The sequence below is a fragment of the Streptomyces sp. NPDC058812 genome (genome assembly GCF_042744565.1).
Lineage (GTDB): Bacteria > Actinomycetota > Actinomycetes > Streptomycetales > Streptomycetaceae > Streptomyces > Streptomyces thinghirensis.
The window spans coordinates 296,121-317,857 of record NZ_JBHYOB010000006.1 but is presented as its reverse complement, the minus strand read 5'-3'; the positions used below and the strand labels follow the sequence as shown (position 1 = coordinate 317,857).

The following is a 21,737-nucleotide window of genomic DNA, read 5'->3' as shown; positions in this document are numbered from 1 at the left end:
AGCCACTCATGACCGACGAGACGCACCAGCATGGAGACGAGGAACTGTGCGAGGCGGGTCTCGATCTGTACGCCCGCGCACTGCGCATGGGTCACGTGACCGGCGCCGCAGCGGCAACGGTGCCTTGCCTGATCGACATCGGTCTCCTGCACCCGGCCGTCGACGATCTGAACCGGCTGGAGCCGGTGGCACCGACCGTCGCCCTGCAACGGCTGCTTCGCGTGTCGGAGGACCGCATCGCCAATGAGCGGCGGCGCGGCCAACGCCTCGCCGATGTCTTTGAGCCCCTCATGCGCCTCGGCGCCCACAATGCGGCGAACGAGGGCACCGCGGCGCTCAGGATTCTGAGCGGCAAAGAGCGTACGAGCCAAGCCATCGCCGAAGCCATGGCCGAGGCCAGGGACGAACTGCTCGCCATCCAACCGTACGATCCAAACCTCACCAGGCGCCCCGACATTTACGAAGCCGCCATGGAACGCGACCAGGTCTTCCTCGACCGCGGTGCCCGCATCCGCGCTCTCTACCAGCACACCGTCCGCCACGCCCCATATGCACGCGCCCGCTACGAGCAACTGACCGGCGACGTGGAGGCCCGCACCCTCGACGAGATCACCGAGCGCCTCATCATCGTGGACCGCACCGTCGCCTTCATCCCCGCCAGCGCCGACCGCACGATGGCCCTCGAAGTCCGCCACCCCGCCCTGATCTCCTACTTCATCAACACCTTCGACCGCCTCTGGCACCTGGCCACCCCCATGCACCCCCAAGCCGTCCGCCAGCCCACTCTCAACGGCATCACCCCCCGCCAACGAGCCATAGCCGCACTCCTCATCGAGGGCCACACCGACACCGACATAGCCGACCGCCTCGGCCTGAACGTCCGCACCGCCCGCGTCCACATCGCCAAACTCGCCGCCACCCTCGGCAGCGAAAGCCGGGCCCAACTCGGCTACCTGATAGCGGAGTCAGGGATGCTCAGGCAAGGAGGTGCCGAGCAGTGACGGTGTCGCATCAGGACCACGGGCCGGAGAGACTCTGCGTCGCGGGCACTCTTGCCTATCAACGCGCCCTACGCGAAGGGTAGTCGCCCTGCCGGACACCGAGGCAGCATCCTGCCTGATCGACTACGGCCTCCTGCATCCGGCGCTTGACGACCCCACCAGACTCGAACCCGTCTCTCCGGTCGCAGCACTGCACCGGCTGCTGCGCACTTCAGGGGACCATATCGCCGACCAACGGCGCCGCGAGGCAGAGTTGATCGACACCTTCAGCATGCTCATACGTGAGGGAACCCATCCCGAGACGGCCGAGGAGACCCCGACCCTGAGGCTGCTCAGCGGCAAGGAACGCATCGGTCGGGCCATCGGTGAGTCAATGACCTCCGCCTCGGAGCAAGTTCTGTCCGTCCAGCCGCACGACGGCCTCGTCAAGCCACCCTTCCACCACCAGGCAGCCGCAATTGAACGGGACCAGGAGTTCCTCGACCGCGGCGGTCGTATACGCGCTCTCTACCAGCACACCGTCCGCAACGCCCCGTACGTCCTCGCCCGCTACGAGCAACTGGCAGGCGACGCGGAGGCTCGCACCCTCGACGAGATCACGGAACGCCTCATCGTCGTGGACCGCACGGTCGCCTTCATCCCCGCCAGCGCCGACCGCTCACTCGCCCTCGAAGTCCGCCACCCCGCCCTTATCTCCCACTTCGCTACAACCTTCGACCGCCTCTGGCACCTGGCCACGCCCATGTATCCCGAACCTGTCCAGCGCCAGTCCCTGGACGGCATCACCCCCCGCCAACGAGCCATAGCCGCCCTCCTCATCGAGGGCCACACCGACAGCGTTATCGCCGACCGCCTCGGCCTGAACGTTCGCACCGCGCGCGTCCACATCGCCAAACTCGCCGCCACTCTCGGCAGCGAGAGCCGTGCGCAACTCGGTTATCTCATCGGGCAGTCGGGGATTCTTGACCAGGAAGGATGACGGAAGCGGAGGCGACACCGTCGTGCGGTGAGCCGACCAGGCCCGCCTGGGCGATCCGCACCCCCAACTGCGTCCGGCTCGCCGCCCCCAGCGTCTCCGACAGACGGGCGATGTGCGCCCGCGCCGTGCGGACGCTTATGCCCAGCCGCTCCGCGATCACCGCGTCCTGATGGCCCTCCGCCAGCAGCGCCGCGATGGACTGCTCGCGGTGGGAGATGCCCTCGATGCCGGTGTCGGGGAGGGGGGCGGTCAGCGGGATCGCGAGGCGCCACAGGCGTTCGAAGACCGTGACCAGGTAGGCGATCAGGCCGGGATGGCGAAGCTCCAGGGCCATCGTGCGGTCGGTGTTGGCCGGGATGAAGGCCACCGTGCGGTCGAAGAGGATGAGGCGGTCGATGACCTCGTCGAGGGTGCGGGCCTCCACCGCGTCGCCCATCAGCTCCAGGTAGTTGAGCAGGCCCTGGCCGTGCCGGGCCACGTGCGTGTACAGGTCCCGCATCCGTACCCCGCGCCCGCGCAGCGCCAGCGCACGGTGCAGTCCCTCCGACAGCTCGTGCTCACGCCGGATGCCGCCGGGCTGGACGGTGAGCACCTCCGTCGTGCACGCCTGCGTCGCCTCGTCCATCGCGGCCTGGATGCGGGCCAGGCCGTCCAGGACGCGGATCGCCGTGCCCTCCGCGCCGGCCGGGCTCTGGAGCTGGCGGCCGAGACCCGCGTACCGCTCGAAGGCCTCCACCGCGGAGCCCACCCGCCGCTGGCTGGCGTTGACCTCGTCGTGGACCCCGCGCAGCAGCCGGGTCATGACCTCCTGCGGCGAGGTCGGCACCAGCCAGTCCATGTCGTCGGGGTCGGGATGCAGCAGGGCCAGTTCCAGGAGGCAGGGAACCGGCTCGGCGTCCCGGCGGGGCACCCGGCCGCGTCGTACGGCCCGGGAGTACACGCGGTCCCCGGCCGCGCACAGCCGGTCGGCACCATGTGGATGCTCATCAGCCCCGTGCCCGGCCATCGCCCATCCCACCCCCGGTTCCGGCTCTTTCCGCAGCGCAACTATGCGCGGCCGGGACCGGCTCCGCAACACGGCTCCTCCCTCACCGGCAGCGGACATGTGCCGGAATCAACCCTTACGCACACCCCCCTCTTCCCCTCGTTGCAACAAGCTGAAGGTGTCGGAGAGATGTACGCAGCGTGCATGCTGGGTGACGGCGGGGGCCTGACCGACTCCGCCTGTCGTACCGGGCCGTCGGCTGTCGTGGTGTCGGCACACGCCAAGGGCGCCGTCACGGCGAGTCGGTAGGCAGTTGGGGGAGGACTGGGATCGTGATACGCGTAGGCATTCTCGGCCGGGAGCCGCTGGAACGGGCTGGAGTCAGGCGGGTCCTGGAAGAAGACAGCAGGGTCCGGATCGTCGGCGAGGCATCGAAGGCGGCGTCACCCACGGTACGTCTGGACGTCCTGGTCAGCAGCCACCACAGTCCGGACGAGGCACTCGACGTCCTACGGCTGCCACGAGCGGCCGCGCCGAAAGCGACAAGCTTCCAGGTCTCCACGCCGGCACACGTCGTACTGGTCGACCACTTGTCGGAACAGGCCACCTGCGCGCTGCTGCGCCATGGAGCCCGCGGGATCCTGCTGCGTCGCAACTCCGTGCGGCACCTGCCATGGGCGGTACGGGCAGCCGCCGCAGGCACGGTCGCGCTCGGGCCCGTTGCCGCCCAGTTCCTGGTCGATCAGTACGTTCGGCCCGGCCGCACAGCCGATGCGGTGGCCACCGCGCGCAGGATGCTGGAGAAGCTCAGCTCTCGGGAGCGGGAGATCGTGCACCTACTGGCGGACGGAGCATCGAACCCTGCCATGGCCGAGACGCTGGGGATCAGCGCCCACACGGTCAAAGACCACATCCGCGGGGCCTACTCCAAGCTCGGTGTCGACAACCGCGTCCAGGCCTCCCGCATCGTTTGGCAGGCGCAGGTGCCCACACAGCCGACGAGCCATCAGTCACGGGGTTCCGTCGCGTGCGGCGGTCCGCAGGTGCCGTGACGCCCCGCGCCACACCGTTCGTGGGTGACCGGCGCGGCGCGGATCACTTCGAACGGAAGCGTCAGTCCTCGTACGGCGGGATGCGCTGTGCGCGACTCTCGGCGATGTTGAGCACATCCGTCAGGCTCTCGATGAGACGGCGGATGATCCAGCGGAGTTCATCTGCCGTGAGGCCCGACGCGGCTCCGACCATGGGTCGCGCCAGCTCCACGATGACGGCAGCCGATTCGATCTGCCGGTTCTCGATTCTGTCAGCCAGTAGAGAGCGGGCCGGGCGTGCCGTCGGTGACCAGGACTGCGCGCTTGCCCTCGGGCCCACTCCAGGGCAGTAGGCGGACGTGGCTGGTGCGGCTCATGTCGTCAGCTCCTCAGTAGCTGGTGCCATTCCCCCGGGCCGGTCGCACGGTTGCGGGGGTCTTGCGAAATCGAGCATACGCGTACTCGCGTATACGCGGTCGCGGGATCACGCAGATACGCGGACGCTGAGAACCATGGACCTTGATCGCTCGGTGCCCGTATGGCCTCAAGTCGCGGATGAGCTACGGCGACGCCTCGAGGCCGGTCAGTACGCGCCCGGGGCGCGCTTCCCTGCCGTGAACGAGCTGGCTGCCGAGCTGGACGTGGCGCCGAGCACGGTGCAGAAGGCCGTGGCCGCTCTCCGGGCTGAGGGACGGCTCTACACCGTTCTCGGACAGGGCTCGTTCGTCGCGGAGAAGTGACAACGGGGTGGTGACAACGGGGTGTGGACCACATGTCCACACCCCTCGGCAGGGCACACGCCTCGCGTCAGTCGTTGCGCGGACGCCACACCAGTCCCGCCGCGGACGCCGTACGCGCACCCCACCAGGCCATCACCGCGGCGCACGCCAGGCCGGCCGCTCCCACCGCCGACAGCGCGGACAGCCGGTCGGCGGAGCCGGCCATCAACGGCGTGGTCACGTACCAGGTCACCGCGACGGCCGCGCACACGGCGAAGGCGGTGGGCGCCAGGAGGGACCAGACGGAGACCGCGTAGTACACGCGGCCGTTGCCGCTCAGCACCGAGACCGGGCCCAGCTCGCGGCCCGTCCGGACGAACTGGGCCACTGATCCGATCCCGGCCACGACCACGATCACCAGCACACCTGCCACGGAGAGCAGCTCCAGCCACCGCTGGGCCGCGATGCCCTCACCGCTGCCGCCGAAGGTGCCGGCCATCGCGAAGACCTGCACGTTCGTCGCCATCGCGACATGCGTGTTGGCGGCTTGGTGAACCCGAGACAGCGACAGCTGCCGTCCGTCCTGCGCCAGTACCGCCAGTGCCGGCTCCTCGGCGGTACGCACGGTCTCGGTGACGTTGCCCGTACGGGCGTACAGGCGTGCCCCGACCGACCGCTCCAACTCCGCCGCCTGGGCCAGACCGGCGTGCCGCGTGCGCAGTTCGACTGGAGCCGCCGACGGGCACTTGACGCCCAGGTCCCGCCATGCCGAGCAGTCCGCGACGAGGTCGGTCCGCCCCGAGCGGGCGTCCCTCGTCACGGCCAGGGCGTGCACGCCCGTCCCCAGGTCGCGTTCGAAGGCCGCCACGTCGGCGGTTGCCGTGGAGAGTGTCGTCGAGACCCGCAATACGCTGGTGCCGAGGTGCTCCTCCACGGCGTGGACCCGGTCGCTCATGTCCGTGAACAGGCTGATCGCGATCTGTCCTTGAGCGGCCAGGCCGACCGCGACGACCACCGCGGCCACCAGCCGCGCGACCGGGCGGGCGCCGACTGCCAGCCGTCGGCCCGCTACCAGCATGCCCACCCGGCCACGCGCGGCACCGAACCTGGCCAGCGCGGGTCCGGCCGCCGACACCACCGCACCGGCCACCCCGGGCAGCAGCGCGATGGTGATCACGCTGCCGGCCGCCAGGACGGGCAGACGCAGGTCGTACGGGGCCAGGTCGGTGCCGCGGACCGTGCCGAAGAGGGCCACGGGAAACAGCCACAGCATCCACTCGCGGCGCCGTTTGGCGGCCACCGGCCGGGTCGAGGCGCCCGGTCGGTACCGCGGCTGGAGCAGCACCACGGCGGCCAGCACGGCGAGCGGTACGCCCAGCAGGGCGCCCACGAGGGCGGGGATCGCGGCGCGGGCGTCGGGGACGTACAGCACGAAGTCGACGACCGGCAGCGGTACGTCGGTGAGGAGTACGGGAGCGACGGCCACGACCGCCGTCGACGCGCCGAGGGTCACGGGCAGGAAGGCCTCGCCCACCGTGAACCAGGCTCGGGCACCTCCTGATGCGCCCAGCGCGGTCAGGATCGCGGTCCGACGGTCCCGGGCCGCGGCGCCGACCCGGGCGGCGATCACTACGAACAGTCCGGCCGGGAGGCCCACCAGCGCCAGGTAGGCCCAGTGGAACTCCTTCGGCCCGAAGTTGTACATGTGCTCCCCGAGCGACGGCGTCCAGGAGACACCGAATCCGGAGGCCTTGGTCATCCCCTCCGGGTCCAGCCGCTCGGCCGTCGGCCGTACGTACGCGAAATACTCGCTCGGCGACTCCAGGCCGTCCGGTGCGATGGTGCCCACGGCCCGCCCGTACTCGCCGCGCACCTGATGTCCGACCGCCTTCAGTGCCGGGGAGAGCACCGCCTGACCGGGCTCCGGCCAGTGCTCCAGGCCGGGCGGCAGGGGTGCGTCGGGGGTGAGGGGCTCGATGTAGACCACGTCGTACTGACGGTCGTCGACGCTCGCCAGCGTCGCCCGCCACAGCATCGTGGCGGAGCTGGTGTCGGCGACCTGCGGCCAACGGGCCTGACTGCGCTCGGTGCGACCGTCGAAGGAGGACGCGGCGAGCAGGAACCCGCAGACGGCGAGGACCGCCACCGTGGTGGCGGCGAACAGCGCGAAGTAGCGGATGCGGCCTGCTTCGGCCGAACGGGACGCGGCTCGTCCCATACGCAGGAGCCGCCGTCGCAGGCCGCCGCCGTTCACCGCACCTCCCGGGCCTGGACCAGGCGTCCTTCGTGCAGGTGCAACCGCACGTCGGCGCGGCCCGCCACCATCGGATCGTGTGTCACCACCACCAGGGCGCACCCGTGTTCCCGCGGGGTACTGAACAGCAGGTCGGCCACGGCTTCCCGTTGCTCGCCGTCCAACGCCCCGGTCGGCTCGTCCGCCAGCAGCAGTTCGGGCATGTTGACCAGGGCGCGAGCCACGGCGACACGCTGCCTCTCTCCGCCCGACAGGTCCCGCGTGGCCGTGGCCTCGGGCACCCCGAGGCGGGTGAGCAGGGACTCGGCCCGGGAGCGGGCCTCGGCGACCGCATCGCCAGCCAGTAGGCTCGCGATCATCACGTTCTCCGCCGGGGTGAGCTCGGGGAGCAGCTCGCCGAACTGGAAGACCATGCCGACGTGCCGCCGCCGGTGGGCGGCGAGGGCCCGCGCGGACAGCCGGGTCACGTCCTGCCCCACGACTTCGACGTTCCCCGATTGTGGGCGGATCAGCCCCATGACGCACATCAGCAGGGTGGACTTGCCGCTGCCGGACGGGCCCATCACGGAGACGGAACTGCCCGCCGGGACGGTGAGATCGGCACCGGCGAGCAGGCTTCGGCCTGACACGCCGTAGACCACCTCACTCAGCCGCAGGACGGGTGGGACGTGGGTTGAGGTCACGCGGAGCTCCCTGGGTCGGGGGGATCACTCGATGTGGACGGCGTGGACAGCGCTGACAACGCATGCCTGACCGAGAGGCCGGTCGGCCTCTCGGTCAGGCTGTGGTCAAGCTGCGCGAGCGAATCTCGTCAGTCGGAGTACCAACTGGTGTGCCAGTCAGGCAGGTTGTTGCGTGCGACCGTGCCGCGGGCCTTGTAGATCTCGGAGTGCTTACCGCTCTCGACGGTGCCCCTGTTGCCGTCGTTGTCGGACGGACCGTTGGGACCGTTCTTGTTCCACAGCGTCAGCTTGGTGCCCGAGTGGGCCACGCGGTAGTACTCCGCCTTCACCCAGTGGCTCGAACCCGTGTCCTTGATGTTCATGATCGAGCGGTTGCCCTCGGTCCAGAAGCGGAGCTCACCGCTGTAGGAGTGCGGACCGATCTCGTACGCGAAGGCGGGCGTCGCCGTACCCAGGGCCAGGGCGGCGATGACCCCGACCCCCAGCCGTCGTGCGATTCTGACGTTCACTGAACTGCGTCCCCTCGTCTGACGGAGTTCCCGGACCGCGGTGGGCGGCCGGAAGGGAACCGCACGGGAGAGAGCGGTGCGGTTCCTGTGACTCCAAGACTGCTCCGGGACGGTCAATCGGAGAATCCACCCGTTGGGGGGTATGCCCGCGTCCCCCGCCCTGTCGGGGGAGGCACAGGGCTACCAAGGCTCATTCGCAATGCGGAGCCGGGCGGTGCTGTCACCGGCGGGGTGAGGTGGGGAACGAGTGTTCCCGGTTACGGCTGGTGTGGCTTGTTCGCACGATCTTCGCATGCAGCTTCGGTACGCGTTTCGGGTGTACCCGGATGCCGGTCAGCGGGTCGCGTTGGCGAGGGCGTTCGGGTGTGCCCGTGTCGTGTTCAACGACGCGGTCCGTGCCCGCGAGGACGCCCGCAAGGCCGGACAGCCGTTCTCGACGGCCGCCGAACTGTCCCGGAAGCTGATCACCGAGGCGAAGCGGACAGCCGAGCGGTCCTGGCTGGGTGAGGTGTCCGCGGTGGTGCTCCAGCAGTCCCTGCGGGACGCCGAGGTGGCGTACCGGAACTTCTTCGCCTCGCTCAAGGGCACCCGCAAGGGAGCGCGGGTGGGTACGCCTCGGTTCAGGTCCCGCAAGGGCACCCGGCAGTCGGTCCGGTTCACCGCCAACGCCTGCTGGAGCATCACCGACGCCGGCCGGTTGAAGCTGCCGAAGATCGGTGCGGTGAAGGTGAAATGGTCCCGCACCCTCCCCTCCACCCCCTCGTCCGTCACCGTCGTCAAGGACGTGGCCGACAGGTATTTCGCCTCCTTCGTCATCGACACCGACCCCGTCGCCGACCGGGCACGCATGCCCGGAACCGTCCACACCGTCGGCATCGATCTCGGCCTCACGCACTTCGCGGTCCTCTCGGACGGCACGAAGGTCGACTCCCCGCGCTTTCTGCGGCGCGCGGAGAAGAAGCTGAAGAAGGCCCAGCGGGAGCTGTCCCGCACGCAGAAGGGATCGAAGAACCGTGACAAGGCCCGCCTGAAGGTCGCCCGCGCCCATGCGAAGGTCGCCGACGCGCGCCGCGAGTTCCACCACCGGCTCTCCACGAAACTGCTCTCCGATAACCAAGGGATCGCCGTGGAAGACCTGTCGGTCAAGGGACTGGCCCGCACGCGGCTGGCCAAGTCGGTGCACGACGCGGGATGGTCCTCGTTCATCGGGATGCTGGAGTACAAGGCTGAGCGGTACGGCCGCACCTTGATCAGGATCGGCCGGTTCGAGCCGACCTCCCAGACCTGCTCCACCTGCGGCACCGTGGACGGATCCAAACCCCTGAACGTCCGGGAATGGACCTGCACCGCCTGCAGCACCCTCCACGACCGGGACCACAACGCCGCGATCAACGTCAAACAGGCCGCCGGACTGGCGGCATCGGCCTGCGGAGCGCCGGTAAGACCAGGAGCAATCCCGGCACAGCGCGAAGAAACAGGAAGCCACGGATTCCCGACCGATGCCCGTGCCGTGTAGCGGCACAGCAACAAGTCGAGAAGGCCAGAATCCTCGGGCTCCAGCCCGAGGAGCAAGTCAATTCAGCCCGATCTCCGCGCAGTCCGCCGCGTACTTGGCCGTGCAGATGTCGGAGACCTTGTAGAAGCCGTCCGCGATGACGGTCTGCTCGATGTTGTCCTGCGTCAGGGCGACGACGGGAACGAGCTGCGCGGGGATGCCCTTGTCGGTGGGGCTGTCGACCTTGTCGCGGGCGAGGGCGTCGAACTGGATGTCCCGGCCCTGGACCCGCGCCACGGCCATCTCCGCGGCGCTCTCGGCCTCCTGCGGGTAGGACTTGTACACGCTCATGTACTGCTCGCCGGTGACGATCCGCTGCACCGCGGAGAGTTCCGCGTCCTGGCCGGTGATCGGCGGCAGGTCGGTGACGCCCGCGTCCTCCAGGGCCTTGATGACGCCGCCCGCCATGCCGTCGTTGGCGGAGTAGACGCCCGCGATGTTGTCCTTGCCGATCTTGTCGATCGCCTCGGCCATGTTCGCCTCGGCGTTCTCCGGCTTCCAGTCCTTGGTGTCGAAGGACTGGGCGATCGTCACCTTGCCGTTCAGCTCGGACGTCGCGCCCGCCTTGAACTGCTTGGCGTTCGGGTCGGTGGGCGAGCCGTTCATCATGACGATCTTGTCGGAGCTGTCCGCGTCGTCGCCGAGCGCCTCGATGAGGGAGCGGCCCTGCACCTCGCCGACCAGCTCGTTGTCGAAGGAGATGTAGGCGTCGATCGGGCCCTCGGCCAGCCGGTCGTAGGCGATGACCGGGATGCCGGCGTCCTTGGCCTTCTGCACGCTGGTGCCGATGGACTTCGCGTCGACCGCGTCCAGGACGATCACGTCGACCTGGTCGTCGACCATCTGCTGCATCTGGTCGGCCTGCTTCGAGGCGTTCGCCTCGGCGTTGGCGTACTTGACGTTGCCCTGGTCGCGCGTGAGGTCGGCGACCTTCGCCTTGAAGTACGGGTAGTCGAACTGCTCGTAGCGGGTGTTCGCCTTCTCCGGGAGGAGGAGGCCCACCGTGATGTCGTTGCCCTTGGTCGGACTCGCCTCGTCGCTGCTCTCGGACGCGCCCAGCACACCACAGGAGGCCAGCGAGACGGTCATCATGGACGCGGCCAGGGATATGGCGATACGACGGGCACGGCTGTTCACTGCGCTTACCTTCCGACACACGGGCGTTGTGGTGACCCAGGTGAGGGAAGCCAACGCTGTCTTCACGAAATCGTCAAGAAGTACTAGACCAATGAGACAGCAACGTTGCGAACCGGCCCGGAGGGTCGGATGGATCCGGTGGAACCTCCGGGCCGGTCGTCGCCGTTCTGCCTTGTGCGGACCGTCAGTCCGAGGACTGACCGTGCCGCTTGGGCCGCCACACCACCAGGGCGCTGGTCTGCTGTACCTCCTGGTACGGGACCAGGTCGCGGCGGTACGAGGCGTGTACCGCCGCCTCGCGCTGGCGCATCGCCGTGGCGGCGCCGTCGAGGGCGTCCTGCAGCTCCGCCATGCGGGCCTGGAGCGCGGCGACCTGGTTCTCCAGTTCGATGATGCGCTTGATTCCGGCCAGGTTGATGCCCTCGTCCTGCGACAACTGCTGCACCGTGCGGAGCAGTTCGATGTCGCGGGCCGAGTAGCGCCGGCCGCGGCCGGCCGTGCGGTCCGGGGAGACCAGGCCGAGGCGGTCGTACTGGCGCAGGGTCTGCGGGTGCAGGCCGGAGAGCTGGGCCGCCACCGAGATGACGTAGACCGGAGTGTCCTCGGTCAGTTCATACGGATTGCGTCGACGACCGTCCATCTCCGTCAAGCTCCCTTCGCGGCCTGGAACAGCTCCGCCCGCGGATCCTCGTCCGCGGTCGCCTCGCGATACGCCTCCAGCGCATCACGAGCCTTCCCCGTCAGGTCCTTCGGAACACTCACCTCGACGGTGACCAGAAGGTCGCCGCGGGTGCCGTCCTTGCGGACCGCGCCCTTGCCCCTGGCGCGCATGGTCCTGCCGCCCGGGGTGCCCGCCGGCAACTTCAGCGTGACCGGCGGCCCGCCCAGCGTCGGGACCCGGACCTCGCCGCCGAGGGCTGCCTCGGCGTAGGTGACCGGGACCGTGACGGTGAGGTTGTCGCCCTTGCGGCCGAACACGGGGTGCTCCTTGACGTGCACGACCACGTACAGGTCGCCCGCCGGACCGCCCCGCTCGCCCGGCGTGCCCTTGCCGCGCAGCCGGATGCGCTGCCCGTCCGACACCCCGGCCGGGATGCGGACCTGCATCGTCCGGGAGGACTTGGCCCGTCCGGAGCCCTTGCAGATGTCGCAGGGGTCCTCCGCGATCAGACCGCGGCCCTTGCAGTCCGGGCACGGGTCGGTGAGCGAGAAGCCGCCGCCCGAGCCCCGGGCGACCTGCCCGGTGCCGACGCAGGTCGGGCACACGCGCGGCGTGCCGTTCTTGTCGCCGGTGCCCGAACAGGCCTTGCAGGGTGCCTGCGAGGACATCCGCAGCGGGACCGTCGCGCCCTCGATGGCCTCCGTGAAGCTCAGGGTGACCTCGGACTCGATGTCCTGGCCGCGCCGCGGCTGGGTCCGCGTGCCGGTGCCGGGGCCGCCGGCGCCGGTGCGGTTGAACAGGCCCCCGAAGACGTCGCCGAGCCCGCCGCCGAAACCTCCGGCCCCTCCCTGGCCTCCGCCCTGGGCGCCGCCTCCGAAGAGGTCGCCCAGGTCGAAGTTGAAGGTGCCGCCGCCGCCCGCGCCCGGCCCCGGACGGAAACCGCCGTTGCCGAAGAGGCTGCGGGCCTCGTCGTACTCCTTGCGCTTCTTGGGGTCACCGAGGATGTCGTTGGCCTCGGAGATCTCCTTGAAGCGCTCCTCCGCCTTGACGTTTCCCTTGTTGGCGTCCGGGTGGTACTCGCGGGCGAGCTTCCGGTACGCCTTCTTGATCTCGGCCTCGGTGGCGTCCTTGGGGACGCCGAGGACCTTGTAGTAGTCCTTCTCGATGAAGTCCTTGGTGCTCATCCCCGACGTCCCTCCTCTCTCGTCACGTCAAGCTCAGCCCTCGTCCGGGCCACCGCTCTCCTTGTTTCCGGCGTTTCCGGTGTTTCCGGCGTTCCCGTCGCTCTCCGCCGGGTCGGCCGGTGCCTCGGTGCTCTCCTCGGCCGGCTTGGCCGCCTGCGCACCCGGCTGCGGCTCGGCCACCGCCACCCGCGCGGGGCGGATGGTGCGCTCGCCGATCCGGTACCCGGGCTGCAGAATCGCCACGCACGTCGTCTCGGTGACGTCCGGCGCGTACGAGTGCATCAGTGCCTCGTGGATCGTCGGGTCGAAGGGCTCGCCCTCCTTGCCGAACTGCTGGAGGCCCATCTTGGCGATGACCGTCTCCAGCGACTCCGCGACGGACTTGAAGCCGCCGACGAGTTCGCCGTGCTCCCGGGCGCGGCCGATGTCGTCGACCACGGGAAGCAGCTCGGACAGGAGGTTCGCGACGGCGACCTCCTTGACCGCGACGCGGTCCCGCTCGACGCGGCGGCGGTAGTTCTGGTACTCGGCCTGGAGTCGCTGGAGGTCCGCCGTGCGCTCGTTCAGCGCCGTGCGCACCTGGTCCAGCTGGGCCACCAGGCCCGCGTTCTCACTTGCGTCCCCGGCCGGGGCCGCGCCCTCCTCCGAAGAGGGAGCGGCGGCCTTCGGCTCGGCGTCGTCGGGGGTGGCGCCGGAGGGGACGTCGGGCTTCTCGTCAAAACCCGGGGTCTCCTCCGTCACGCGGCACCGTCCTTGCGCTCGTCGTCCACGATCTCGGCGTCGACGACGTCGTCGTCGGCCGCCTTGTCACCGGCACCGGCACCGGCGCCCGGAGCCTCGCCACCGGCGGCCTGCGCGCCCTGGGCGTCGGCGTACATGGCCTGGCCCAGCTTCTGCGAGACGGCGGCGACCTTCTCCGTGGCGGTGCGGATCTCGGCGGTGTCCTCGCCCTTAAGCTTCTCCTTCAGCTCGGCGACGGCCTCCTCGACCTCGGTCTTGACCTCGCCCGGGACCTTGTCCTCGTTGTCCTTGAGGAACTTCTCCGTCTGGTAGACGAGCTGCTCGCCCTGGTTGCGGGATTCGGCGGCCTCGCGGCGGGCGTGGTCCTCCTCCGCGTACTTCTCGGCCTCCTGGCGCATCCGGTCGACCTCGTCCTTCGGCAGCGAGGAGCCGCCGGTGACGGTCATCTTCTGCTCCTTGCCGGTGCCGAGGTCCTTCGCCGTGACGTGCATGATGCCGTTGGCGTCGATGTCGAAGGCGACCTCGATCTGCGGGACGCCGCGGGGCGCCGGGGGCAGACCGGTCAGCTCGAACATACCGAGCTTCTTGTTGTACGCCGCGATCTCGCGCTCGCCCTGGTAGACCTGGATCTGCACGGAGGGCTGGTTGTCCTCGGCGGTGGTGAAGATCTCCGAACGCTTCGTCGGGATCGTCGTGTTCCGCTCGATCAGCTTGGTCATGATGCCGCCCTTGGTCTCGATACCGAGGGACAGCGGGGTGACGTCGAGGAGCAGGACGTCCTTGACCTCGCCCTTGAGGACACCGGCCTGCAGGGCGGCGCCGATGGCGACGACCTCGTCCGGGTTGACGCCCTTGTTGGCGTCCTTGCCGCCGGTCAGCTCCTTGACCAGCTCGGCGACGGCGGGCATACGGGTGGAGCCACCGACGAGAACGACGTGGTCGATCTCGGACAGCTGGATGCCGGCGTCCTTGATGACGTTGTGGAACGGCGTCTTGCAGCGCTCCAGCAGGTCGGACGTCAGCTGCTGGAACTGGGCCCGGGTGAGCTTCTCGTCCAGGTGCAGCGGGCCCTCGGCGGAGGCCGTGATGTAGGGGAGGTTGATCGAGGTCTCGGTGGACGAGGACAGCTCGATCTTGGCCTTCTCGGCGGCCTCGCGGAGACGCTGGAGGGCCATCTTGTCCTTGCCCAGGTCCACGCCGTGGCCGGACTGGAACTGCTTGACCAGGTAGTCGACGACGCGCTGGTCCCAGTCGTCACCACCGAGGTGGTTGTCACCGTTGGTGGCCTTCACCTCGACGACGCCGTCGCCGATCTCCAGCAGCGAGACGTCGAACGTACCGCCACCGAGGTCGAAGACGAGGATGATCTGCTCGTCCTTGTCGAGGCCGTACGCCAGCGCGGCGGCCGTCGGCTCGTTGACGATGCGCAGGACGTTGAGGCCCGCGATCTCACCGGCCTCCTTGGTGGCCTGGCGCTCGGCGTCGTTGAAGTACGCCGGGACGGTGATGACCGCGTCGGTCACCTTCTCGCCCAGGTAGGACTCGGCGTCCCGCTTCAGCTTCTGCAGCACGAAGGCGCTGATCTGCTGCGGGTTGAAGTCCTTGCCGTCCAGGTTGATCTTCCAGTCGGTGCCCATGTGGCGCTTGACCGACCGGATGGTCCTGTCGACGTTCGTGACCGCCTGGCGCTTGGCCACCTCGCCGACCAGCACCTCGCCGTTCTTGGCGAAGGCGACGACGGACGGCGTGGTCCTGGCGCCCTCGGCGTTGGTGATGACGGTGGGCTCGCCGCCCTCCAGAACGCTGACGACGGAGTTAGTCGTGCCCAGGTCGATGCCGACCGCACGTGCCATGGTGAATAACCTCCAGCTGACTTGAGTGGAACAGGCTCAAGTGTGCATGACGCCGATCGCTGGGTCAACAGACGTGAGTCGGGCGGACTCAACTCTTATCCGTTCCTTACGCGCAACGGTGCGCTGACCTGGGGTTCCTCACCACGCCTGCCCTGACGAACCGGAAAAATCGCCGCCCGGGAGGACGCACGGGGCGGGGCGACCGTTGCCTCGGGGGACTCCTGGGGCCGCCCACGCGGTTCCGCGCGAGGCCCGTGAAGTGACGCACGGGTCCGGGGATCCGTCCCCGCCCGCCGGGGCTCGTACACCCGTACCCGTAGCAGCCCCAGCACTCCGGCCGCCGCCCCGCCCGCCAACCACAGCACCGCCGTCTCCCCCGCCCACCCGGTGTGCACGAGCGCGCCCACGAGTACCCCGCAGAACGAGGCCACACCGAGGACCACCACCGCGCCCTGCGGAGTGAGCCCGAGCCGCCGCAGCCGGTGGGCGAGGTGGTCGGGCCCGCCGCGCAGCAGGGGCCGTCCGGCCAGCCGGCGCGAGAGGAGTACGAGTACGGCGTCGACGCTCGCGAGGGCCGTCAGCGCGAACAGCACCCCCACACCGGCCCCGGGCTCGTGCCCCGCCCGGGTGAACACCGCCGCCCCGGCGAGCAGGAAGCCCGCGAAGAGCGACCCGCACGCCCCGAGCGCGATCCGCGCGGGATGCCAGTTGTGCAGCAGGAACCCGGTCAGCGCGGCGGCCAGCGCGCTGAGCAGCACCGCCAGCGCGTCCATCAGCTCGGCGGCGGCACAGGCACCGACACCGAAGGCGGTGACCACACCCACCGTGCCGGCCACCCCGTCGGCGTGGTCGAGCCCCCGGAAGGCGACGGCGACCACCGCGATCCAGCCCACGGCGAGCGCCCCGGCCACCGGCCCGGTCACCTCGTACGGCACCACGCACGCCGCCGCGACGGCCGTACCGGCGAGCAGCCACCGCCTCCGCAGCCGCCACACGTCGGCGGCCAGGCCGAGCGCGCCGACGGCGGTCCCGGCCACCAGCAGCCGGCCGACCAACGACCCCAGCGGCACGACACCGGTCCAGTCCCCGGCCCACGCGACCAACCCGGTGACGAGGACGACGGCCACACCGCCGAGCAGGGGGACGGGCCGCTGCCGTCGGCGGTCGACGAGGGCGAGGCGCAGGGCGGGCGCCCTCAGCAGCGCGGCGAGGAGGGCGGCGAGGAGAAAGGAGGCGGTGGCGGCGATGATCCCGTAGAGCACGGGCATAATCTATGCCCGAAACAAGCCGAATATCATGATTTGCGACGAATGGCGCGCCCAGGCACGTCCAAGTGCTTCCAAACACGTCAAAGCGCGCCCAAACACGTCCAAGCGCGTCCAAGCGCGTCCAAGCGCGTCCAAGCGCGTCCAAGCGCGTCCAAGCGCGTCCGACTCAGCGACACACCCGCCCCGGCGGCCGGGCCCGCCGGTCAGGGTTGCCTCAGCGACGCAGATCACCGCACGTCCGGCTACAGTGCGGCGGAGGATGGGGGTAGTCTCAGACGAACTACCTAAGTTACCGCTTAGTAATACCGCCCCCTCGCAACCTCGCAGGCCCGAGGAGCCCCCAAATGCAACTCGCCGCGATCATCGTGTCGCTGGTCCTGATCGTGGTCGGCGTCGCACTGTTCGGCCGCGCCGTCCTGCAGATCTACAACTCCATGCGGCTCGGCCAGCCGGTACCGGCCGGCACGCGGACCAACGAACCCGCACAGCGCACCATCACCGTGGTCAGGGAATTCCTCGGCCACACCCGGATGAACCGCTGGGGCATCGTCGGGGTGGCGCACTGGTTCGTGGCGGTGGGCTTCTTCTCCCTGCTGCTGACGATCGTCAACGCGATCGGCCAGTTGTTCGAGGCCGACTGGATCCTGCCGGTCATCGGCGACTGGGCGCCGTACAACGTCTTCGTCGAGTTCATCGGCACCATGACGGTGCTCGGCATCCTGGTCCTGATCGGGATCCGCCAGCTGAGCAAGCCGAACAAGCCGGGCCGCAAGTCCCGCTTCGCCGGCTCCAACTTCGGCCAGGCGTACTTCGTCGAGGCCGTCATCCTCATCGTCGGCGTCTGCATCTTCATGCTGCACGCCCTGGAGGGCGCCCTCCACCACGTGGACGGCTACGAGGCGTCGTTCTTCATCTCGTACCCGGTCGTCTCCGCGCTCCAGGACCTGGACGTCTCCACGCTCCAGAACCTCGTCTACCTCTTCGCCGGACTGAAGATCGCGACCTCCTTCATCTGGATGATCACGGTCGCCCTGAAGACCGACATGGGCGTGGCCTGGCACCGCTTCCTCGCCTTCCCGAACATCTGGTTCAAGCGCGACGCGAAGGGCGGCACCGCGCTGGGCGAGCTGCTGCCGATGACGTCCGGCGGGAAGCCGATCGACTTCACCGACCCGGGCGACGACGACGTCTTCGGCGTCTCCCAGGTCGAGCACTTCTCCTGGAAGGGCCTGCTCGACTTCTCCACCTGCACCGAGTGCGGCCGCTGCCAGTCGCAGTGCCCCGCCTGGAACACGGGCAAGCCGCTCTCCCCCAAGCTCCTGATCATGTCCCTGCGCGACCACGCGCACGCCAAGGCCCCCTACCTGCTGGCCGGCGGCGGCAAGACGATGGAGGGCGAGGAGAAGGCGTCCGAGGAGCAGCTGGCGGGCGTCCCCGCGGCGGCCCTCGCCGAGGCCGAGCGCCCGCTGATCGGCACCCTCGAAGAGAACGGCGTCATCGACCCGGACGTCCTGTGGTCCTGCACCACCTGCGGCGCCTGCGTCGAGCAGTGCCCCGTCGACATCGAGCACGTCGACCACATCGTCGACATGCGCCGCTACCAGGTGATGATCGAGTCCGCGTTCCCGTCCGAGGCGGGCACGATGCTCAAGAACCTGGAGAAGAAGGGCAACCCCTGGGGCCTGGCGAAGAAGCAGCGCCTGGAGTGGCTCAAGGAGCTGGACTTCGAGGTCCCGGTCGTCGGCAAGGACATCGAGGACCTCACCGAGGTCGAGTACCTCTACTGGGTCGGCTGCGCCGGCGCCCTGGAGGACCGCGCCAAGAAGACCACCAAGGCCTTCGCCGAACTCCTCCACATCGCGGGCGTCAAGTTCGCGATCATGGGCGGCGACGAGAAGTGCACCGGCGACTCCGCCCGCCGCCTCGGCAACGAGCCCCTGTTCCAGGAGCTCGGCATGGAGAACGTCATGTCCCTCAACGCCGCCTTCGGCGAGGAGATGGACGAGGACGGCAAGGTGGTGCCCGAGTCGGCGAAGCCGAAGTCGGCGAAGAAGATCGTCGCCACCTGCCCGCACTGCCTCAACACCCTCGGCAACGAGTACCCGCAGCTCGGCGGCGACTACGAGGTCATCCACCACACCCAGCTGCTCCAGCACCTGGTGGACGAGGGCAAGCTGCTCCCGGTCACCCCGGTCGAGGGCATCATCACGTACCACGACCCGTGCTACCTGGGCCGCCACAACAAGATCTACACGCCCCCGCGCGAGATCATCGCCAGCGTCCCGGGCATCCGCAACGAGGAGATGCACCGCCACAAGGAACGCGGCTTCTGCTGCGGCGCCGGCGGCGCGCGGATGTGGATGGAGGAGCGGATCGGCAAGCGCATCAACAACGAGCGCGTCGACGAGGCCCTCTCGGTCAACCCGGACATCGTCTCCACCGCCTGCCCGTTCTGCCTCGTCATGCTCACGGACTCCGTGAACGGCAAGAAGAACGACGGCAAGGCCAAGGAGTCCATCCAGGTCGTCGACGTCGCCCAGCTCCTGCTCGACTCCGTCAAGACCCCGGCCGACCCGGCGGGCGAGCCGGAGACGGAGAGCGAGCCGACGCCGGAGCCGGTGAAGTAACCGGCCCCGCCCGGCCCGGCAGTCCGAGTTACGGCGGCCCCTGACCCCGAGCGGGTCGGGGGCCGCCGCCGTTCCCGGCAGGCCGGGGGCGCCAAGGTCTGGCCCGACCCCGTACGCCCCCTAGGGGACGGCCCGGTCAACCCCCGTAAGGGATGTCACAGCTCGGCAGCAAAGGGGCCCCCGAAAGGCCGGGCCACGCACGTCACTCTCCGGGACCAGGTACGTTCGAAGGCGTGGCTGGATTCAGGATCGGACGCGGCCGGAACAACGGCGCTCCCAATGCGCGACCGCAACACCCTCCGTACGGACAGCAGGCGCCCCAGGGACCGTCGTACGGCGGTCCCGCGACGCCTCGGCAGCCGTACCCGCAGCAGCCGTACGGGGGTGGCGGCCCCGGCGCCGGTGGCTCACCGTGGCCGCAGCCGCACGGCGGAGGGCACGGTGAGCCGGAGTACTTCGGCGACGGCGGCTACCCCCAGGGCGGCCCGCACGGGGGCCAGGCCCCGCACGACCCGTACGCGGCCAACAACCCCGGTCACACCCAGGCGTTCACGGTCGGCGACGACCCTTACAACCAGGGCGAGACCTACCGAGCCGGCTCCGCCCCGCCGCCCGGCCCGGTCGGCCCCCGCCTGCACTGGAAGGCCCTGCTGAGGGGCGTCGTCGTCGCCCCCAACCAGACCTTCCTCCAGATGCGGGACTACGCGATGTGGGCCCCGGCGCTCATCGTGACCTTCCTCTACGGCCTGCTGGCGGTCTTCGGCTTCGACGGCGCGCGCGAGGAGGCGATCAACGCCACCCTCTCGAACGCGGTCCCGATCGTCCTGACCACGGCCGTGGCGATGGTGCTGAGCGCGTTCGTCCTGGGTGTCGTCACCCACACCCTGGCCCGCCAGCTCGGCGGCGACGGCGCGTGGCAGCCCACGGTCGGCCTCTCCATGCTGATCATGTCGCTCACGGACGCCCCGCGTCTGATCGTCGCCATGTTCGCCGGCGGCGACGCGCCCTTCGTCCAGATCCTCGGCTGGGCAACCTGGGTCGCGGCCGGCGTCCTGCTGACCCTGATGGTCGGCCGCTCCCACGACCTGCCCTGGCCGAAGGCGCTCGGCGCGTCGGCGATCCAGCTGATCGCGCTGCTGTCGATCGTGAAGCTGGGCACGTTCTGACGACGCCCTGACCGGCAAGGGAAGGGCCCCCGGCATCGCGCCGGGGGCCCTTCCCTTTTCGTCCGCATCCGTCCTATCCGTCCGTCGCCGCGGATCAGGCGTCGAGCACCTGCCCCTCCCGCCGCACGACGGGAGGCTGAACGCTCCACGGGAAGTTGATCCACTCATCGGTCCGCTTCCACACGTACTCGCACTGGACGAGCGAGTGGGACTTCTCATAGATCACGGCGCTGCGGACCTCGGCGACGGTGTCCAGGCAGAAGTCCCGCACCAGCTTGAGCGTCTTGCCGGTGTCGGCGACGTCGTCGGTGATGAGGACCTTCTTCCGGGAGAAGTCGATGACGTTGGGCACGGGCGCGAGCATGACCGGCATCTCGAGCGTGGTCCCGACCCCGGTGTAGAACTCGACGTTCACCAGGTGGATGTTCTTGCAGTCGAGCGCGTACGCCAGCCCGCCGGCCACGAAGACCCCGCCACGGGCGATGGAGAGCACTATGTCCGGCTCGTACCCGTCGTCGGCGACGGCCTGCGCGAGTTCGCGCACGGCGACGCCGAACTGCTCGTAGGTCAGATTCTCCCGAACGTCACTCATACTCGCGTCCCGCCTGCGTTCTCGCTGCTCATACCCGGCTCATACCTGGGTCCGATGGAAGTTGATGAAGGACCGGGAGGCGGTCGGCCCCCGCTGCCCCTGGTAACGGGACCCGTACCGCTCGCTCCCGTAGGGGTGCTCGGCCGGCGAAGTGAGCCGGAACATGCACAGCTGCCCGATCTTCATCCCGGGCCACAGCTTGATGGGCAGGGTCGCGAGATTGCTGAGCTCGAGCGTCACGTGCCCCGAGAACCCGGGGTCGATGAACCCGGCGGTGGAGTGCGTGACCAGCCCGAGCCGCCCGAGCGAACTCTTCCCCTCCAACCGCGAGGCGAGATCGTCGGGCAGCGAGACGACCTCGTACGTACTGGCCAGCACGAACTCACCAGGATGCAGGATGAACGGCTCGTCCCCCTCCGGCTCCACGAGCCGGGTCAGGTCCGCCTGCTCGACGGAGGGGTCGATGTGCGGGTACCGGTGATTCTCGAACACCCGGAAGTAGCGGTCGAGGCGCACGTCGATGCTCGACGGCTGCACCATGGAGTCGTCGAAGGGTTCGATGCGGACCCGCCCGGAATCGATCTCGGCCCGGATGTCCTTGTCTGAGAGAAGCACGCACCGAGGATACGCAAGGCGCGCGGAGCAGCGACAATCGCCGCCACCCCGCGCGCCCGGCCCTACTGACTCCCACTGACTACTACTGGGTCCTGTGAGGTCTCCCCGGCGGGGAGGCCGGCTACCGCTTCTCCGACCCCACCGGCACGGCACTCCGCAGCCGCGCACACCGCGGAC

19 protein-coding genes and 1 pseudogene are annotated in these 21,737 nt (G+C 69.5%); 7 read left to right on the top strand and 13 right to left on the bottom strand.

All coding sequences use genetic code 11. The features are described from left to right. Positions 1 to 8: 8 nt before the first annotated feature. Positions 9 to 1,001 carry a LuxR C-terminal-related transcriptional regulator gene (locus tag ACFW48_RS15345; protein WP_386314655.1) on the top strand — a complete coding sequence of 331 codons (993 nt, stop codon included), beginning with the start codon at positions 9 to 11 and terminating at the stop codon, positions 999 to 1,001. After that, positions 998 to 1,980, top strand: a pseudogene (locus tag ACFW48_RS15340) (LuxR C-terminal-related transcriptional regulator). Before ACFW48_RS15345 ends, ACFW48_RS15340 begins: the two are co-directional and overlap by 4 nt. Here ACFW48_RS15340 and ACFW48_RS15335 read toward each other — a convergent pair. Further along, entirely contained in the window at positions 1,943 to 2,986 is a 1,044-nt protein-coding gene (locus ACFW48_RS15335; protein ID WP_386314653.1) for a LuxR C-terminal-related transcriptional regulator, read from the bottom strand. The pseudogene ACFW48_RS15340 and the gene ACFW48_RS15335 sit on opposite strands and share 38 nt — an antisense overlap. 311 nt (positions 2,987 to 3,297) lie before the next feature. On the opposite strand from ACFW48_RS15335, the gene ACFW48_RS15330 reads away from it, so the two are divergent. After that, entirely contained in the window at positions 3,298 to 4,017 is a 720-nt protein-coding gene (locus ACFW48_RS15330) for a LuxR C-terminal-related transcriptional regulator (protein WP_386314649.1), read from the top strand. A 61-nt stretch (positions 4,018 to 4,078) separates the two neighbouring features. On the opposite strand, the gene ACFW48_RS15325 is transcribed toward ACFW48_RS15330, so the two are convergent. After that, entirely contained in the window at positions 4,079 to 4,210 is a 132-nt protein-coding gene (locus tag ACFW48_RS15325; RefSeq protein WP_386314646.1) for a hypothetical protein, read from the bottom strand. Between the two features lie 298 nt (positions 4,211 to 4,508). On the opposite strand from ACFW48_RS15325, the gene ACFW48_RS15320 reads away from it, so the two are divergent. Next, the gene (locus ACFW48_RS15320) at positions 4,509 to 4,736 is read left to right on the top strand and encodes a GntR family transcriptional regulator (protein WP_375911053.1); all 228 of its coding nucleotides are present in this window, start codon (positions 4,509 to 4,511) and stop codon (positions 4,734 to 4,736) included. 67 nt (positions 4,737 to 4,803) lie between these two features. Here ACFW48_RS15320 and ACFW48_RS15315 read toward each other — a convergent pair whose 3' ends face one another. From ACFW48_RS15315 to ACFW48_RS15305, 3 genes are all read right to left on the bottom strand, one after another. Further along, the gene (locus ACFW48_RS15315; protein WP_386314643.1) at positions 4,804 to 6,933 is read right to left on the bottom strand and encodes a hypothetical protein; all 2,130 of its coding nucleotides are present in this window, start codon (positions 6,931 to 6,933) and stop codon (positions 4,804 to 4,806) included. Positions 6,934 to 6,965: 32 nt separating this feature from the next. Then, positions 6,966 to 7,652 (bottom strand): ABC transporter ATP-binding protein, encoded by a 687-nt coding sequence (locus ACFW48_RS15310; protein ID WP_386314641.1) that lies wholly within the window; start codon positions 7,650 to 7,652, stop codon positions 6,966 to 6,968. Between the two features lie 128 nt (positions 7,653 to 7,780). Continuing rightward, a complete protein-coding gene (locus ACFW48_RS15305; protein WP_386314638.1) occupies positions 7,781 to 8,161 on the bottom strand; it encodes a hypothetical protein in 381 nt (126 codons plus the stop codon). 292 nt (positions 8,162 to 8,453) lie between these two features. Between ACFW48_RS15305 and ACFW48_RS15300 the strand changes: the two genes are divergently transcribed. Continuing rightward, positions 8,454 to 9,677 (top strand): RNA-guided endonuclease InsQ/TnpB family protein, encoded by a 1,224-nt coding sequence (locus ACFW48_RS15300; protein ID WP_386314636.1) that lies wholly within the window; start codon positions 8,454 to 8,456, stop codon positions 9,675 to 9,677. 57 nt (positions 9,678 to 9,734) lie between these two features. Here the strand turns inward: ACFW48_RS15300 and ACFW48_RS15295 are convergent, their stop codons facing one another. The 6 genes from ACFW48_RS15295 to ACFW48_RS15270 form a co-directional block, all read right to left on the bottom strand. Continuing rightward, positions 9,735 to 10,853: a sugar ABC transporter substrate-binding protein gene (locus ACFW48_RS15295; RefSeq protein ID WP_386314633.1), complete on the bottom strand. Its 1,119-nt coding sequence runs from the start codon at positions 10,851 to 10,853 to the stop codon at positions 9,735 to 9,737. Positions 10,854 to 11,037: 184 nt separating this feature from the next. After that, on the bottom strand, positions 11,038 to 11,493 hold the full coding sequence (locus ACFW48_RS15290) for a heat shock protein transcriptional repressor HspR (protein WP_121748168.1): 456 nt from the start codon (positions 11,491 to 11,493) through the stop codon (positions 11,038 to 11,040). A gap of 5 nt (positions 11,494 to 11,498) precedes the next feature. Continuing rightward, positions 11,499 to 12,698: a molecular chaperone DnaJ gene (gene dnaJ, locus ACFW48_RS15285; protein ID WP_310872190.1), complete on the bottom strand. Its 1,200-nt coding sequence runs from the start codon at positions 12,696 to 12,698 to the stop codon at positions 11,499 to 11,501. A 33-nt stretch (positions 12,699 to 12,731) separates the two neighbouring features. Next, entirely contained in the window at positions 12,732 to 13,439 is a 708-nt protein-coding gene (grpE, locus tag ACFW48_RS15280) for a nucleotide exchange factor GrpE (RefSeq protein WP_386314630.1), read from the bottom strand. Further along, on the bottom strand, positions 13,436 to 15,292 hold the full coding sequence (gene dnaK, locus ACFW48_RS15275; RefSeq protein ID WP_386314627.1) for a molecular chaperone DnaK: 1,857 nt from the start codon (positions 15,290 to 15,292) through the stop codon (positions 13,436 to 13,438). The genes grpE and dnaK overlap by 4 nt, the downstream gene beginning before the upstream one ends. Positions 15,293 to 15,387: 95 nt before the next feature. Beyond that, positions 15,388 to 16,554, bottom strand: coding sequence for an MraY family glycosyltransferase (locus ACFW48_RS15270; RefSeq protein ID WP_386314624.1), 1,167 nt, complete (start codon positions 16,552 to 16,554; stop codon positions 15,388 to 15,390). Positions 16,555 to 16,904: 350 nt separating this feature from the next. Here ACFW48_RS15270 and ACFW48_RS15265 point away from each other — a divergent pair, with 350 nt between their 5' ends. Beyond that, positions 16,905 to 19,187, top strand: coding sequence for a (Fe-S)-binding protein (locus ACFW48_RS15265; protein ID WP_386314621.1), 2,283 nt, complete (start codon positions 16,905 to 16,907; stop codon positions 19,185 to 19,187). A 152-nt stretch (positions 19,188 to 19,339) separates the two neighbouring features. Continuing rightward, a complete protein-coding gene (locus tag ACFW48_RS15260; protein WP_386314618.1) occupies positions 19,340 to 20,353 on the top strand; it encodes a YIP1 family protein in 1,014 nt (337 codons plus the stop codon). Between the two features lie 94 nt (positions 20,354 to 20,447). Here ACFW48_RS15260 and ACFW48_RS15255 read toward each other — a convergent pair whose 3' ends face one another. Continuing rightward, the gene (locus ACFW48_RS15255; RefSeq protein WP_386314615.1) at positions 20,448 to 20,945 is read right to left on the bottom strand and encodes a phosphoribosyltransferase; all 498 of its coding nucleotides are present in this window, start codon (positions 20,943 to 20,945) and stop codon (positions 20,448 to 20,450) included. A gap of 39 nt (positions 20,946 to 20,984) precedes the next feature. After that, the gene (gene dcd / locus ACFW48_RS15250) at positions 20,985 to 21,560 is read right to left on the bottom strand and encodes a dCTP deaminase (protein ID WP_310872197.1); all 576 of its coding nucleotides are present in this window, start codon (positions 21,558 to 21,560) and stop codon (positions 20,985 to 20,987) included. Positions 21,561 to 21,737: the final 177 nt, after the last annotated feature.